General features: G+C 64.9%; 9 protein-coding genes and 1 pseudogene. 6 read left to right on the top strand and 4 right to left on the bottom strand.

All coding sequences use genetic code 11. From position 1 onward, the window contains the following. The first annotated feature begins 424 nt into the window (after positions 1-424). The 4 genes from AC0QDI_RS15380 to AC0QDI_RS15365 all read left to right on the top strand — a co-directional run bounded on the left by AC0QDI_RS15380 (position 425) and on the right by AC0QDI_RS15365 (position 7,223). Complete coding sequence (locus AC0QDI_RS15380) at positions 425-1,318, top strand: bifunctional methylenetetrahydrofolate dehydrogenase/methenyltetrahydrofolate cyclohydrolase (protein WP_474669663.1); 894 nt, start codon at positions 425-427, stop codon at positions 1,316-1,318. Between the two features lie 180 nt (positions 1,319-1,498). Then, positions 1,499-4,054, top strand: coding sequence for a GcvT family protein (locus AC0QDI_RS15375; protein ID WP_474669661.1), 2,556 nt, complete (start codon positions 1,499-1,501; stop codon positions 4,052-4,054). Positions 4,055-4,085: 31 nt separating this feature from the next. After that, positions 4,086-5,330 carry a threonine ammonia-lyase gene (ilvA, locus tag AC0QDI_RS15370; RefSeq protein WP_474669659.1) on the top strand — a complete coding sequence of 415 codons (1,245 nt, stop codon included), beginning with the start codon at positions 4,086-4,088 and terminating at the stop codon, positions 5,328-5,330. A gap of 258 nt (positions 5,331-5,588) precedes the next feature. Beyond that, on the top strand, positions 5,589-7,223 hold the full coding sequence (locus AC0QDI_RS15365; protein WP_474669657.1) for a BCCT family transporter: 1,635 nt from the start codon (positions 5,589-5,591) through the stop codon (positions 7,221-7,223). Positions 7,224-7,576: 353 nt separating this feature from the next. Here the strand turns inward: AC0QDI_RS15365 and AC0QDI_RS15360 are convergent. Then, a pseudogene (locus AC0QDI_RS15360) lies at positions 7,577-8,096 on the bottom strand (PLP-dependent aminotransferase family protein); the annotation flags it as partial. A gap of 150 nt (positions 8,097-8,246) precedes the next feature. Between AC0QDI_RS15360 and AC0QDI_RS15355 the strand changes: the two are divergent. Then, positions 8,247-8,627, top strand: a complete 381-nt coding sequence (locus AC0QDI_RS15355) for a Rid family detoxifying hydrolase (RefSeq protein ID WP_474669655.1) — start codon at positions 8,247-8,249, stop codon at positions 8,625-8,627. 403 nt (positions 8,628-9,030) lie between these two features. Here the strand turns inward: AC0QDI_RS15355 and AC0QDI_RS15350 are convergent, their stop codons facing one another. Further along, entirely contained in the window at positions 9,031-10,008 is a 978-nt protein-coding gene (locus AC0QDI_RS15350; RefSeq protein ID WP_474669653.1) for a formyltetrahydrofolate deformylase, read from the bottom strand. A gap of 287 nt (positions 10,009-10,295) precedes the next feature. After that, positions 10,296-11,507: an alanine--tRNA ligase-related protein gene (locus AC0QDI_RS15345; RefSeq protein ID WP_474669651.1), complete on the bottom strand. Its 1,212-nt coding sequence runs from the start codon at positions 11,505-11,507 to the stop codon at positions 10,296-10,298. Positions 11,508-11,596: 89 nt separating this feature from the next. Here AC0QDI_RS15345 and folP point away from each other — a divergent pair, with 89 nt between their 5' ends. Further along, positions 11,597-14,014 (top strand): dihydropteroate synthase, encoded by a 2,418-nt coding sequence (folP, locus tag AC0QDI_RS15340; protein ID WP_474669649.1) that lies wholly within the window; start codon positions 11,597-11,599, stop codon positions 14,012-14,014. Positions 14,015-14,052: 38 nt separating this feature from the next. Here folP and AC0QDI_RS15335 read toward each other — a convergent pair whose 3' ends face one another. Continuing rightward, on the bottom strand, positions 14,053-15,990 hold the full coding sequence (locus AC0QDI_RS15335; RefSeq protein ID WP_474669647.1) for an archaea-specific SMC-related protein: 1,938 nt from the start codon (positions 15,988-15,990) through the stop codon (positions 14,053-14,055). Positions 15,991-16,175 lie beyond the last annotated feature (185 nt).

Raw genomic sequence — 16,175 nt, 5'->3', positions numbered from 1 at the left:
AGACGAGATCTGGTAAGGATGAGGACCTGGGGGGATGGGACGGTGCCGCTGGTCACGGTTGCGGACTCCACTGTCCCGGTTTCGGCACCACCGTCAGGTGCCGTTCGGAGAGAACGCGGAGAGACGGATAAGGTTCCACCGCAAATACTACTGGTGTACAAATCAGTTCGCCGAATCCGACCGTGAGACCGATCGTAACGATCGATTCGAGCGGCGGACACCCGCTCAGACGATCCGATTTGGAACGGAGTAGCAATCAACACGTGGATTAATTATCCTCCCTGAAATCCATTCAGTCGGCATCACTGCGGGTCGATGTGGTCCGTTTCGACGAGCGATGGCACCGACACCCGAGCGAGGCTTGGGCCGAGTGCCCCGTCTCCTCGAGCGGACGCGGCCCGTAGCGATCGAAACGAAATCAGCTATGACACGCATCATCGACGGGAACGAGATCGCGGATCGTATCACTGCAGACCTGGAACCGTGCCTCGAGACGCTCGCGGACGCCGGCGTGACGCCGGGACTGGCGACGGTCCTGATGAGCGACGACGGCGCGAGCGAGACGTACGTCTCGATGAAGCGACGGGCCTGCAACGACCTCGGGATCGAGAGCATCCACCACGAACTCGATCCGGACGCGCCCGCCGACGCGCTGTTCGATCGGATCGACAAACTGAACGGCGATCCGGCGGTCCACGGTATCCTCGTGCAGTTACCGCTCCCGGACCACGTCGACCGGCAAGCCGTCCTCGAGCGGGTCGATCCGCGAAAGGACGTCGACGGGTTTCATCCGGAGAACGTCGGTCGATTGGTCACCGGGACGCCCCGGTTCAAGCCGTGTACGCCCCACGGCATCCAGAAACTGCTCGAGGCGGAGGGCGTCGAGACCGAGGGTGCGGACGTCGTCGTCGTCGGCCGATCGAACATCGTCGGGAAACCGATGGCGAATCTCCTCGTCCAGAAGTCCGATACCGGGGACGCGACGGTGACGGTCTGTCACTCGCGCACGGACGATCTCGCGGCGAAGACGCGAGACGCGGACGTCGTCGTCGCGGCCGCCGGCGTTCCGGAACTGATCGATGGCTCGATGCTCTCGCCGGGAACGACCGTAATCGACGTCGGCGTCAACCGCGTCGACGCGGATACGGAGAAGGGGTACGAACTCGTCGGCGACGTCGAGTTCGAGAGCGCGAAGGAAACGGCCGACGCGATCACGCCGGTCCCCGGCGGCGTCGGGCCGCTCACGATCACGATGCTCCTCTACAATACGATCAAGGCGGCGAGTCTGCAAGCTGACGTCGACGTTTCGCTCCCGTGACCGGCGTCGGAGACGCGGTGGCCCGGTCGAACCGGTGACGATGCCGCGTTCGCAAAAACGTATCAACTACCTTTTTTGTTGTGGAATTCGCGATTTGCCCCGTGAAACGGCCTCGCTCGCCCGTTTCACTTAAGGCAACGGTATATTTATGAGCGGGACTGTGGCATGTGTGAGTATCACATGAGTACAGAGAGCTTGCCATCGAGAGCGAAGACGGTGATCATCGGCGCCGGGGCCGTCGGGTGTAGTATCGCCTACCACCTGACGGAACTCGGCGCAGACGACGTGGTCGTCGTCGATCAGGGACCGCTTCCGGTGACCGGCGGTTCGTCGACGCACGCGCCGGGAATCATGTTCCAGACGTCGCCGTCGAAGATCCAGACCAAGACGGCCCACTACACGAGCCGACTGCTGAAGGACGCGGGCGTCTACACCGAGGTCGGCGGTATCGAACTCGCCCGCTCCGAGGAACGGATGGACTTCCTCCAGCGACGCGTCGAGTGGGCCTCCTCGTACGGGCTGCCGGAGCCGGAACTCCTCGTGCCCGAGGAAGTCACGGAGCGTCTCCCGCTCGTCGACGAGGACGAGATCCTCGGCGGGTACTACTCGCCGACCGACGGTCAGGTCGCCGGAACCGACGCGTTACAGTGGTACATCGAGACGTCGTCGGCGCGGTTCTTCGGCGATACCGAGGTGACGGACATCGAGACCAGCGGTGGCGAGATCCGGGCGGTCGTCACCGACAACGGCCGTATCGAGTGCGATCGGTGCGTCCTCGCGACGAACAACTGGGCGTACCAGACCGGTCAGATGGCGGGCCTCGACCTGCCGATCGCTCCCGTCGAGCACCAGTACGTCGTGACGGACCCGCTCGCGGAACTCGACGACGGTTCCGGCGACGTGATCGGCGACGCCACCGTCGGCCTTGAGGTCCCCGGCGATAGCCAGATCACGGAGTTCATGAGCCAGCCGCCGGATCGGCCGGTCGGTCGGGACCAGGACAACTCGCTGTACTTCCGAACTCACGGCGACGGCTACGGGCTGGGTTCGTACAACCACGAGCCGCTGGTCGTCGACCCGGACGAGATGGGGAAAAACGACGAGGAGAGCCAGGCGTCGGTCCACAGCTTCACCGAGAAGCACTGGACGAAGGCGACGCACCCGAACCGCGAGAAGTCGCCCCAGCAGGCGTTCGACGAACTGCTGCCCGCGACCGAGGGGAAAGATTTCCGCGTCACGGAGAACGGGATCTTCGTCTACACGCCCGACGGGATGCCGGTGCTCGGCGAAACGGCGGCGGTCGACGGGCTCTGGACCGGGTTGGCGATCTGGTGGACCCACTCCGGCGGCTACGGGAAGATCCTCGCCGAGTGGATGGAGAACGGCGTCCCGCGGCTCCCGTCCGGACCCGTCGACACGAGCGGCATCCACGTCAATCGGTTCGAGCCCCACGCCGGGAGCAAGGACTACTTCACGGACCGCGGCGGAAAGCGCTACGAGCAGGTGTACAGCATCGTCGAACCGCGGTGGCAACCCGACGACCGCCGCGGACTGCGCGTCAGTCCGTTCTACGACCACCAGCGGGACCTCGAGGCCGAGTTCTACCAGAGCGGCGGTTGGGAGACGCCCCAGTGGTACGAGTCTAACGCGGACCTCGTCGAGAAGTACGACGAGCAGATCCCCGAACGGGACGGCTGGCAGGGGATCAACCGCTCCCCGATCGAGGGTGCCGAGCACCTCCACACCCGCGAGAACGTCTCGATGTTCGATATGACGACGTTCAGTTCGATCATGGTTGAGGGCGAGGACGCCGGCGACTTTCTCCAGCGGATCTGTAGCAACGACATGGACATCGATACCGGTCGGGTCCGCTACTCGACGATGCTGAACGAGGGCGGAACCATTCTCGCCGACATCACCGTCGCCCGACTCGGCGAGGACGAGTACATGGTGACGACGGGCGGCGGCAACTCGCCGGGTATCCACGGCTCCTGGATCGAGGATCACGCGCCCGACACCGTCTCCGTGACGGTCGAGGAATCCGCGAAGTGCACCGTCGGACTGTGGGGGCCGAAGTCTCGACTGCTGCTCCAGCGAGTCACCGATACCGACGTCTCTAACGACGAGTTCCCGTACTTCAGTTGCAAGCGGCTCTACGTCGGTGACGTCCCCGTGATCGCGCTGCGGGTCTCGTACGTCGGCGAACTCGGCTGGGAGCTGTGGGCACCCTCCGAGTACGGCCGGAAGCTCTGGACCTCCCTCTGGGAGGCCGGGCAGGACTTAGACGTCAGGCCCATGGGCGGCGGCGCCCTCGAGTCGATGCGCCTCGAGAAAGGGTTCCGCCTGTGGGGGACCGACATCGACACGGACGTCAACCCGCTCGAGGCCGGCCTTCCCTTCGCCGTCGACCTCGACACCGAGTTCATCGGGAAGGAGGCGCTCGTCGAGGCCAAAGAGGCGGGAATCAACACCGAGGTCGCCTGTCTGACGCTGGACGATTCGACGGACGCGATGCTCGGCGGCCGCCCGGTGCTCGCCGGCGGCGAGGCCGTCGGCTACGTTCAGGCCGGCGACTACGGCTACAGCATCGGCGAATCGATCGCCTACACCTACCTGCCCAGCGAGTACGCCGACGCCGGGACGTCGGTCCAGATCGAGTGCGAAGGGGAGACCTACGACGCGACGGTCCGCGACGAGCCGCTGTTCGATCCCGGCCGCGACAAGATCATCCGGTAACGTTCGACGACCAACACCCACAGATTCAATCATGAGTGAATTTCAGGAGCGAGAACCGTTAGTTCAGTATGCGGACATCGAACGAGCGCGCGACCGCCTCGACGACGAGACGGTCGTCAAGCGGACGCCGGTCGAGCGGAGCACGTCGCTCGGTGAAATGGTCGACGCGGAGGTGTACCTGAAGATGGAGCACCTCCAGTGGACCGGCTCGTTCAAGACCCGCGGGGCGTACAACAAGATCAGCCGGGCGGTCGACGACGGAGCCGACGAGTTCGTCGCCGCGAGCGCGGGCAACCACGCGCAGGGCGTCGCCCTTGCGGCGACGAAGTGCGGCGCGGACTCGACGATCGTGATGCCGACCCACGCCCCGCAGGCGAAGATCGACGCGACGCGGAGCTACGGCGCGACGGTCGAACTGGTCGGGCAGGACTTCCAGGAGGCGATGACGTACGCCCAGGAGTACGCCGCCGACAACGACGTCGAGTTCGTCCACGCGTACGACGATCCGCACATCGTCGCCGGACAGGGGACGCTCGGTATCGAGGTCCACGAGGACTGCCCCGACGTCGACACCGTCGTCGTCCCCATCGGGGGCGGGGGGCTCATCAGCGGCGTCGCCACCGCTCTCAACCATCTCTCTCCCGAGACGCGCGTCGTCGGCGTCCAGGCCGAGGGGGCCGCGACCGTCCACGAGAGCCTCAATAAGGGAATCCCGGTCACGCTCGACGAAGTCGATACCATCGCCGACGGGATCGCGACCGGCGGGATCTCCGACCTGACGCTGCGACTCATCGAGGAGCACGTCGACGAGGTCGTCACCGTCTCCGACGCGGAGATCGCCAACGCGATCCTGCTGTTGCTCGAGCGCGCGAAACAGGTCGTCGAGGGTGCGGCCGCCGCGTCGGTCGCGGCCGTCCTGAGCGACCAGTTGGACGTCAGCGGTGAGACCGTCATGCCCGTCCTCGGCGGCGGGAACCTGGACATGACGATGCTGCAGACGATCCTCATCCACGCTCTCACGGAGCGGGGACAGATCCTGCGGCTTCGCGTCCGGATCGACGACACGCCCGGAAAGATGGACGACATCTCGGGAGTCATCGCCGACCACGGGGCGAACATTCAGACGGTTCGGCACGACCGCGCGGTCGAGGACCTCACCGTCGGCGAAGCGTACCTGGTGTTTCAGATCGAGACCAGCGGTGCCGAGCACGCCGCGACGATCATCGATGCGATCGAAGCGGAAGGGTACGTCGTCGAGGACGTCAACCGCAAATGATAAACGATCAAATATATAGTGCGCGATTCCGCCCGGAGAGGCAATTAGTCGCGCACAACATGTTCGGTAGCGGACAGAAGCCCAGGCTTATAACGAACGATACAGACAACTCATGCGAGACAGTGACAACCGATGACCGGAATTAGGGAGCAGTCGAATCCGAGACGTACCGAGAGCCCGGAACCGAGAAGCGATCCGCCCGGTACCGGACTGGAGACGCCCGCACGGGTGACCGAACACGTAACGGGGTGATCGAGAATGGCACAATCAGATCAGAAGGGGCCGTTCGGACGGTTCGTCGACGAGCTCGATACGCCGGTGTTCGCGGTCGGCTTCGTCGCCGCGGTAGCCGCTGTGCTCGCGTTCCTCGTCAGTCCGGATGCCACGACGGGGTACATGACCAGGGTGAACGACGTCCTGTGGACCGTGGCGGGCTGGTGGTACCTCGTCGCGATGTTCCTGCTCGTCGCGTTCGTCGGGTTCCTGATATTCGGCCCCTGGGGGAACATCAAGCTCGGCGCCGCGGACGAGAAACCGGAGTTTTCGTTCCCCGCGTACTTCGCGATGCTGTACTCCGCGGGGATCGCCGCCGGAATCGTATTCTGGGGACCGGCCGAGGCGATCTTCCATTACGACGCCGTCTCGCCGTTCATCGGCGCGGAGGCCCAGTCATCGGGAGCGGCCGTCGGCGCGATCCAGTACACGTTCTTCCACTGGGGACTGTCCGCGTGGACCGCGTACGTCGTCATGGCGCTGCCGATCGCGTACTTCGCGTACACGTACGATGCGCCGCTGCGCATTTCGACGGTGATCGGTCCGTGGATCGGGTTCGACAACCTCGATAGTCCGATCGCGAAGGCCATCGACATCCTCGCGGTGTTCGCCACGATCGGCGGCGTCGCGACGACGCTGGGGCTGGTCGGGAGCCAGTTCCTCGTCGGCGTCGAGTGGATGACCGGCGCGAGCGTCGGCGACGTCGGAACGGTGGTCGTGATCACCGGCCTGACCGTCGCGTTCACGATCTCGGTCGCACTCGGCGTCAAGAAGGGCATCCGTCGGCTCTCGTACTTCAACATGATCCTGTTCGGCGTGGTGACCGTCGCGACGTTCATCCTCGGCCCGACGGCGTACATCATGTCGGTCGGGACCGAGGCGCTCGGCGCGTACGCGAACCAGTTCGTCACGATGAGCTTCTACACCGGCGCCGAGACCAGCATCAGCGGCGGCGTCGCCGAGTGGGTCGGCGGCTGGACCGTCTTCTACTGGGCGTGGTGGTTCTCCTGGACGCCGTTCGTCGGCCTGTTCATCGCCCGCATCTCCCGCGGCCGGACGGTCAGACAGGTCGCTGTCACGGGCGTGATCGCCTCGACTGGCGTCACGATCCCGTGGTTCGCGACGATGGGCGGAACCGCCATCTTCCTTCAGGAGAACGGTCGAGCCGACATTCTCTCCGTCATCGGCGAACTCGGCGAGGCAGGGTCCGGCTACCCGCTGTTCGAGGCGCTGCCGCTCGGGGGCCTACTGACGGTGCTGTTCCTCGTCCTCGTGACGACGTTCCTCGTCACGTCCGCCGACTCCTCGACGCTGGCGCTGGGCATGCTGACGACCGGCGGCGCCGAGAGCCCGTCGACGATCAACCGCGTCATCTGGGGGTTCCTCATCGGCGCGCTCGCGTCGCTGCTGATGGTCACCGGCGGCGTCGACGCGCTCCAGCAGGCCGCGATCATCACCGGGGGCCCGTTCTCGGTTATCGCCATCCTTGCCGTCGTCGCGATGATCGTCTCCTTCGGCGATCGCCGGCCGCTGTTCCTCCGCGAAGAGGACGACGTCTCGCTTCCGAACCCAGAACTCAAGCGGACCGAGCAGGAGGCCGCTGATCCGTCCGACGACTGACCGTTCCCGCGGTCACGGTCACTGTCACCCTTGCAGTCGGCTCCGAGTTGGTTCGGAGCGTCCGCTCGAGGCGTCAGTGGCCGTCCGAGCCGAACCAGCGGAACGGTCGAACTAGTTCTTCCTCCGCCCTGTACCGCAACCGATCCGCTAACGCCGTACTCTCGAAGTCGGCAGTACCGGATACGGAGATCGAACCGACCGCTCGGGAACACTCATGGAACAGTGCGAACCGCGGTTATAGAAGGGTTCGAACGGAACTGAAACTGTAGCGTGATGGCCACTGAAAGCCGGTCACACAGCCGCGAACGTCGGCACTACCGTAGATCGGTAACTCCTCGCAGCGGTCGTCGACCCGCGATGAGGCCGGTCGCGTGAGCGATGTCCGTGAGGTGGTACGCGTCGACCTCGTCGGCGATCCGCCGAGATGATCGTATTCGAACTCGCGCGAGTAGGCCGACGGGCCGCTGACGATCATATCAGGCTCGAGTTCGCGGGCCTGTGCTGTTCACGTTGTGATCGTGCGAGAGGTGCCCGCCGTGTGACAGCGACAGCGAGAGGATCGTGTCTCCCGGCTCGAGGACCGCGAAGTAGCCCCTCGTATTCGACTGCGTCCCGCTGTGCGGTTGGACGTTGGCGTGGCCCATCTCGAAGTGCGTTTTCACGTGCTCGATAGCGAGTTCGTCCCCCGTATCGACGTGCTGGCACCCGCCGTAGTATCGGCTGCCGGGGTACCCCTTCGCGTACTTGTTCGTCACACGTTTCCCTGCGCCTCGAGGACGGCTTCCGAGACGTGGTTCTCCGAAGCGATCATCTCGAGGTCGATTCCTGCCGCTCGCGTTCGAGCGAGACGGACTCGAACACGCTCGGCGCTATCCGGTCGAGTGACTGTTCGAACGCCGTACGCCAAATGAAACGGATGCGAGTAAGCAATTTGCTTGTGTGCAACACACCCACGAACTGTAACCCCGCTAACCGGACGTGGAACGGAACCGACATTTAAGAGACGCGAACTGGTACCCCAGTGTGATGCGAACCGTTAGCACCGACGACGCACCGGCAGCCGTTGGCGCGTACAGTCAGGCGACCAGAACCGACGACGTCCTCATCACCGCTGGCCAGCTCCCGCTGACGGCGGACGGCGACCTGCTGGACGACGAATCAGTCGGCGACCAGACGAGACAGTGTCTGGAAAACGTCGCGGCGATCCTCGAGGCGGAGGGCCTGTCGATGGACGACGTCCTCAAGACGACCGTCTTCCTCGACGACATCGACGACTTCGAGGAGTTCAACGAGGTCTACAGCGAGTTCTTCAGCGAGGAGCCGCCCGCTCGGAGTGCGGTCGAAGTCGGCCGCGTCCCCAAGGGTGCGGCGATCGAAATCGAAGCGATCGCGGCCGCCGAATAGGCGATCACGGCGAGCACCGGTCCGAAATCGATCCGTCTGTCCCACCGTTTTGTTCCGTCGATCACGATCAGCGCAGCGAGAGCGGGGAACACGACCGCTCGAGGCGGTAGCCGGTATCGGGATCGTTCGCCGAGGCTGCCCCGTCTACTGACTGGCGATCCTCACAGACGCCAGTGCGATTTCTCGGCGGAACGAACTACTCCGCGAATTGCGCGTCGCATCGTGATCGCACTTCACAACGATATCAGTGTTATCGGCTTGCCGTCGAGCGCGTCTCGAGGCTCAGGTCATCACTGTCGAAACGGTATCCGACGGTGGTTCGTCTCGGAGACAGTGCATCCGATCACGCAGCTCACGCGAGTTCGATGGAACCGAAGAGAACGCTATCGCAGGACGGACCCCATCAGTCGTCCGCAACGGCCGTCGTGTCATCGCCATCGGCGGTGAGTTCCTCGCGGCTGTCGACCGGCTCGCTGGGATTCGCTTGGTCCAGTTCCGTCGCGGCTCCGAGTTGCGCGTCGGTCGCGTTCGGATCGACGAGTCTCGTCTGTCCGCCCTCGGTCGTGATCTCGTCCTCGAGGTGCAACTGGATCGCCTCCACGAGAGCGTCGGCCTCGAGCGGCTGGCCGCGCTCCTTGAGGTCCGCTTCGGTCGCGTCAGCGGGGACGTTGAACGCCCGTTGCGTGATGACCGGTCCCTGATCGAGGTCCGTCGTCACGTAGTGGGCGGTGACGCCGGCGATCCGGACTCCCTCCTCGAGAGCCTGCCGGTAGGCGGCCGCGCCGGGGAACGCCGGCAGGAGCGAGGGATGGACGTTGATGATGCGGTCCTCGTAGCGGAAGACGACCTCTGGCGAGAGGATCCGAATGTAGCGGGCCAGCGCGATGAGGTCGATCTCGTACTCCTCGAGGAGGTCGATGAGTTCGCCCTCGTCCGGCGTTCCGTTCTCGTTACCGATGTCGTGGAAGGGAACGTCGTATTCCGCCGCGAGCGGGCGGAGCGTGTCGTGGTTCCCGATGACGACCCCGATGTCCGCGCCGAGTTCGTCGTTCTCCCAGCGCTGGAGCAGGGCCTCCAGACAGTGGCTCTCCTTGGTGACGAGGACGGCGATGGAGCGGTCCTCGCAATTCGACGGGAACAGTACCTGGACATCGACGTCGAACTCGTCACCGAGCGCGTCGAGGTCCTCGCGAAGTTGTTCCTGTGAGACTGCCATCTCGGACGCGTCGACTTGCATGGTCATCCGGAACGTCCCGTCCCGGACGGCCTGATCCAGGTCGACGATGTCTACGTCACGTTCGAACAGCAGCGACGTCACGTCGGCGATGATCTCCGAGTCATCGTCGCCGACGATCGTGATCTCGGTCCGCTCACGGGTCATCGCTCCCACCTCCGAGACCCGTCCTCGGTCGCGGTCGTCGGCTGCGCTCGGTCGATCCCGGTGGCGCGTACTGATCGGTCTACCCGGTCCGTCGCCGCAGCGAGCGACGCATACTGTGCTAGTGACATCCACTCTCCCGTTCCCGATCGCCGTTAATGAACCTTGGCTCTCCTGATATCGGGAGGATACGACGTGTTTGCCGACCGGCTCTTCCAGTCAGAAATCCGACGCTCTGAAAAGCTGCGTTCGGATGGGGCGGCGACCGTTTCCGATCGGGTCGAGGAAGATCAGGCCTCCGTTCGGAGGTAGTCGACGACGGCGATCGGCTCGTCTTCGAGACCGCCACCCTGTGCGAACGTCGGTCCGCCGCCGCCACCGCCGCCGAACGTCGCCGTGACGTCGTCGACGAGTTCGCTGGCGTCCGTCTCGCCGGTCGTGCCGACGACCACGAACGCGCTTCCGTTCACGCCGGTCAGCGCGATCACGTCGCCGATATCGCCCGCGAGCGCTCGCACGCGCTCCGACACGTCGTTGGGGCCGATGCCGTCGATATCGAGCTCGCCGACGACCCACTCCTCGCCGCCCTTCGAGACGGTGTCGTTGCCCAGCGACTCGAGGCGGCTCTCGAGGAGTCGATCGCGCAGGGAGTCGAGCTCCGCCTCGAGAGCTGCGTTCTCTTCGACGACGCTGGCCGCTCGCTCCGGGAGTTCCTCGACGCTCGTCTCCAGCGTTCGGGCGGCTCGGGTCGCGGCCCGCGTCTCGTCGATCCGTGCGCGAACGGCGGCCGGGCCGACCGCGTACTCGACGCGCACGAGACCCGATCCCGGATTCGACACCTCGAGGATCTCCACGGGCCCGATCTCGACGGTGTTTTCGACGTGCGTTCCGCCGCAGGCGGCGACGTCCCAGCCGTCGATCTCGACGACGCGGACGGTCTCGCTCGTCTCGGCCGCGCCGGTCTCGTTGAAGACGATCTCGTCGCGATCCCGTGCCTGCGCTGGGTCCATCTCCCGCCAGGAGATATCTCTCGACTCCCAGACGACCTCGTTGACCATCCGCTGGAGGGTGAGCGCGTTCACCTCGTCCGGGTCGCGGTCGATTTCGAAGTCGATGCGGCCCTTCTCCGCGTCGATGTCGAACCCGCCGTAGCCGTGGTCGTCGAACAGTTCGCGAGCGGCGCCGTACAGTACGTGACTGGCGGTGTGCGCCCGCATACAGTATGTCCGGAACTCCTCGTCGATCGAGCCGGTCACGTCGTCATCGGCCGCGAAGTCGGGCGCTGTCGCCAGCGTGTGAACGGTCTCGCCGTCGCGCGTCTGCACGTCGACGACGTCGATTTCGCCCAGCGTCCCGCGATCGGCCGGTTGGCCGCCGCCTTCGGCGTAGAAGTACGTCTCCTCGAGCCGAACGTCGGTCCCGTCGACGGACCGTACCGTCGACTCGAACTCCGTCACGTACGGCTCGTCCGGTGCGCGATTGTCTCTCGATTCGGAAGCCATCGTACCGACTGTTGGCACGTGCCGTCATAAACCGTACGGAGGGTCCGGTGCGGCGACACATTAATGAAGTCGCCGGTGGCACCTGTGGTATGGAGTATCACGAGTCGGTCGACTACCTCGAGTCGCTACAGCGGCGTCGACCCAAGCTCGGAACGGAAACGACCGCCGCGTTGCTCACGCATCTCGATCGGCCTCAGGAGAACCTCGACTGCGTCCAGATCGCCGGGTCGAACGGGAAGGGAAGCACTGCATGTATGCTCGAACGGATTCTTCGCGACGCCGGACTCGACGTCGGCCTCTATACGTCGCCTGATCTAAACGATCCGCGCGAGCGAGTCCAGGTCAACGGCCGGAAAATTCCGAAACGGCGGGTCCGCGAGTTCGTCGCCGAAATCGACGACTGCGTCGAACGGCTCCGCGAGGTGGACGATACGCCGACCTACTTCGAGGTTCTCACGGCGCTCGCGCTCCACCACTTCGCCGCCGAGAACGTGGATGTCGCCGTCCTCGAGGTCGGCATCGGCGGTCGATACGACGCGACGAGCGCCGTCGATCCCGTCGCGAGCGCCGTGACCAGCGTCTCGCTGGAGCACACCGACCTCCTCGGCGACACGATCGAGGAGATCGCCCGCGACAAAGCACAGGTCGCGCCGACCGGTGCGCCGCTGGTGACCGGCGCGTCGGGAGCGGCCCTCGAGGCGATCCGCTCGGAGACGGACGTGATTACCGTCGGAAGCGACGACGCGGACGTGGTCGCCCGCGAGCACGGGCTGGCATCGCCGATCGAGAGCGAGATTTCTATCGCGGGACCGAAGTGGTCGCTCGAGACGAGACTGCCCCTCGTAGGTCCCCATCAGGCGACCAATGCCGGCGTCGCGGCGACGCTGGCCGATCAGGTCGCTGGCGTCGATCCGGAGTCGATCGCACGCGGTCTCCGCGACGCCCACTGGCCGGGCCGGTTCGAAGTCATGTCGACGACGCCGCTCGCGATCCTCGACGGCGCGCACAATCCGGGCGCCTGCGAGACACTCGCCTCGCTCGTCGACCGATACTCGTTCGACGATCTTCACCTCGTCTTCGGCGCGATGCGGGAGAAGGACCACCGGGGCATGGCGACGGCCTTGCCGTCCCCCGACGCGCTCTATCTCTGTGAGCCGGACGTGCCCCGAGCCGAGAACACGGCAACCCTGGCGGCCGCGTTCGACGACCGCACGGCGACGATCGATCGCGCCGGGTCCGTTCTCGAGGCGACCGAACGGGCGCTATCGGCGGCCGACGAAGACGATTGCGTCCTCGTCACCGGTTCGTTGTACGCGGTCGCCGAAGCGCGCGACCGGTGGACGCGGCTCCAGATCCCGAAGCGGACGGACACCGCGGAGCAGGCGCGGAACGTGCTCACGAGCGCGGCCGTCGACGCGGAGACCGCCGAGTCCGTCGCCGACGAGACCGTCCATCGAACGATCAAGACCTATCTGCGCGGTCCACAGGCCGAGCGCGTCGAACAGGCGTTCAAGGCGATCGGCGGAACGTGCGTCCGTTCGGACACCGAGACGGCCGATCGGCGCGTCGCGAAGGTCCTCTCCGGGACGACATCTCAATTTCGGGACCTGCTTGCTGAATTGCCCGACGCCGACCACGGCCTCGCCCACGTCGCCGCCCAGCTCCGGAAGGCGATCGACGACCGAGCCGATCACGATCGGTATCCGTGGGATCGCACCCCCGCGGTTATGGGTATCCTGAACGTGACGCCGGACAGTTTCCACGACGGGGGCGAGTACGATCGCGTGCCTGACGCGGTCCGCCGAGCCCGCGAGATGGCCGCCAACGGCGCGGATCTCATCGACGTCGGCGGCGAGAGCACCCGTCCCGGCGCAGAGCCGGTTTCGGTCGCCGAGGAGATCGACCGCGTCATTCCAGTCATCGAACGCGTCGCGGATCTGGACCTGGATGTTCCGATCTCGGTCGACACGCGGAAAGCGGCGGTCGCCGACGCCGCCCTCGAGGCGGGCGCCGACATCGTCAACGACGTCTCCGGACTCGAGGACCCGGAGATGCGCTTCGTCGCGGCCGACCACGACGCCTCGCTCGTCGTCATGCACAGCCTCGAGACGCCCGTGGATCCCGATCGGACCGCCACCTACGATGACGTCGTTGAAGACGTCCTCCACGAACTCACGGAGACGGTGTTGCTCGCGGAACGCGCGGGACTCGATCGGGAGCAGATCATCGTCGACCCCGGGCTGGGCTTCGGAAAGGACCCTGCCGAGAGCTTCGAACTGGCCGCCAGGATCGACGAGTTGCGCGCGCTGGGGTGTCCGGTCATGATCGGCCATTCTCAGAAGTCGATGTTCGACCGCGTCGACTGTGAACCCGGGAAGCGATTACCGCCGACGCTCGCTGTGACGACTATGGCGGCCGAACGCGGCGCCGACATCATAAGAGTTCACGACGTCCCGGAAAACGCCGCTGCGGTTCGGACGGTGCGCACGGCGGACACCCGATACTGACCCTTGCAGAAGCGGAACCGAAAACGAAGCGACCACGGTTACGAACGGGCGGCGAACGAAGCGGTCGATACCGTCGGATACGTTTCCTCGAGTTCCCTCGCTTCCTCGGGAAGGACGGCGGCGACGACGTACTCGGTGTGATCCTCGAAGTAATCCAGCAGTCCACGAATCCGATCCGCGTCGAGCATTTCGACGGCGTCGATGACGATGAACGGCAGTTCGCTCGCGACGTCGTGGACGAGATAGCCTGCGAAGGCGACGACGAGACCGATCACCTCTCGCTCGCTCTTACTCAGGCTGTCGACCGTGTCCTCGTAGGCGGCGCCGTTCTCGCTCGAGCGAACGACGTGCAGCTCGAAGCCGGTCGCCGACGGTGCGTCGCCGTCTCCGACGCGCCGTTCGAGCCAGACGCGCTCGACGTTCTCGTAGTCCAACACGTCGAGGACCTGCTGCATCGATTCGTTGAACGTCGTGACGAGGTCCCGCTCGAGCGTCTCGATCCGCTCTCGCTGCTCTCGCAGCCGCGTCGCGACCGACTCGCGCTCCGCTTCGAGGTCGTTGCGGGTTTCGAGTTCCGCCTCGATCTCCTCGATCTCTCGTTCGAGCTCGGTCAACTCGTTCTCGAGCTGCCCGCGTTCGTATTCGAGAGCACTCACCTCGCCGTGGAGTTCGAGCAGCTCGTCGTCTCGTTCGTCGAGCGCTTCGGCGTCCGCTTGAAGCGATTTGATTTCGTCGTCGAGCGCCGCTTTCTCGTCCCGTAGCTCGCTCAGCGTTTCTTCTCGCTGGTCGATCTCGGCTTCGGTTGATTGCGTTTTCTCGGCGAGCCGCTCGTGTTCGTCGCGCTGGCGTTCGAGCTGGCGCTTTTCCTCCTCGAGCGAGCGTATCCGCTCAGTGATCGTTTCGCGCTGCTGGCGCTTTTCTCGGATGATCTCCCGGACTACCCGGACTTGCTCGGCGATCTCTTCCCGTTCGACGGTGGAGCCACACGTCCAACAGGTGATCGCCCGCGACGCGGGATCGAGTTCGGCGACGATCTCGTCCGATTTCATCTCCTCGGGGACCTCTCGCTCATCGTCCAGCAGCTGGTCGTTCATCTCGACGATGGGGCTCAGCGCGTTGATCGTACTCGTCAGTTGCTGTTTCTGATGGTGGAAGCCCTCGATTTCGCTCTCGATCGCGTCGACGTCCCGTTCCGACTCCGCCGTTCCGAGTTCGTTGCGCTGCTCGCGGACGGCCTCGAGCTCGTCCTCCAGCGAGCGGATCGCCTCTCGTTGCGTTTCCATTCGATTGCGAACGGACTCGCGCTCCGATCGCTTCTCCTTGAGATCGTCGAGGACGTCGTTGCCGTCGGTCTCCGCTTCCCGCTCCCCGATCTCCGCGCGCTTGTCGCGGAGCGTCGTCTCGATCTCCTCCCGGTCCTCGCGCAAGGTCGTCGCTCGCGTCCGCAGCGTCGGGAGTCGGTCCTCGGATCGATCGAGCGCCGCGAGTCGCTCGTCGAGCCGATCCTTTCGCGCTTTCAGCCGCTCCATCTCGGTCTCGATTTCCGCGGTATCGACCGGCCGCATCAGTAACTCGTACAGGTCCCCGTCCGCGAGAAGACACTGCCTGATCGGATTCGTTTCTCCGAGTGCTGCGAACAGTTCACAGCGGTCGGTCCGATCGGAGAACCGCTCCGCGTCGGTGACGATCGGATCGCCGTTTTCGTTCGACAACTCCAAGAAGTACTCGTTCCCGCCTGTTCGAAGCGTCACCCGGCCGCGATCGGCGTCGCTCTTTATCGGCGGTGTGGGTCCGCCGAGTACGCCGGCCAGTCCGCGAAGGAACGACGACTTGTTCGATGCGTTCTCCCCCGAGAGCAGCGTCACTCCGGGTGAGAGCGTCAGTTCGCCGTCGGTGATTCCACCGACGTTCCGGACGGCAACGTGTAATTCCTCGAACTCGCTTTCGGGTTCTGACTCAGGGCTGTTTACAAACATGGATGGGAGAACGACCGGTGCATGGTAGCGGTGCGGCGGATCAATTAAGCGGCGTAACGGTTGATGATGGCCGTATCCTATATAATCGTTTGGCCGAATAATACTTTCACGATAGCGGAGGTGCATAAATACGAGAGTCCGGTCTCGTCGGCCGACTGCCGATTTCGAAACCTGCCCCGTATTCG

Source organism: Natrinema sp. LJW11 (assembly GCF_056135975.1).
This window is presented reverse-complemented; position numbering and strand designations above follow the sequence as displayed.

Excerpts from the sequence above, each read along its gene's own strand:
- AC0QDI_RS15380 (WP_474669663.1), top strand. The coding sequence starts at position 425 with ATGACACGCATCATCGACGGGAACGAGATCGCGGATCGTATCACTGCA.
- AC0QDI_RS15375 (WP_474669661.1), top strand. The coding sequence starts at position 1,499 with ATGAGTACAGAGAGCTTGCCATCGAGAGCGAAGACGGTGATCATCGGC.
- ilvA (WP_474669659.1), top strand. The coding sequence starts at position 4,086 with ATGAGTGAATTTCAGGAGCGAGAACCGTTAGTTCAGTATGCGGACATC.
- AC0QDI_RS15365 (WP_474669657.1), top strand. The coding sequence starts at position 5,589 with ATGGCACAATCAGATCAGAAGGGGCCGTTCGGACGGTTCGTCGACGAG.
- AC0QDI_RS15350 (WP_474669653.1), bottom strand. The coding sequence starts at position 10,008 with ATGACCCGTGAGCGGACCGAGATCACGATCGTCGGCGACGATGACTCG.
- AC0QDI_RS15345 (WP_474669651.1), bottom strand. The coding sequence starts at position 11,507 with ATGGCTTCCGAATCGAGAGACAATCGCGCACCGGACGAGCCGTACGTG.
- folP (WP_474669649.1), top strand. The coding sequence starts at position 11,597 with ATGGAGTATCACGAGTCGGTCGACTACCTCGAGTCGCTACAGCGGCGT.
- AC0QDI_RS15335 (WP_474669647.1), bottom strand. The coding sequence starts at position 15,990 with ATGTTTGTAAACAGCCCTGAGTCAGAACCCGAAAGCGAGTTCGAGGAA.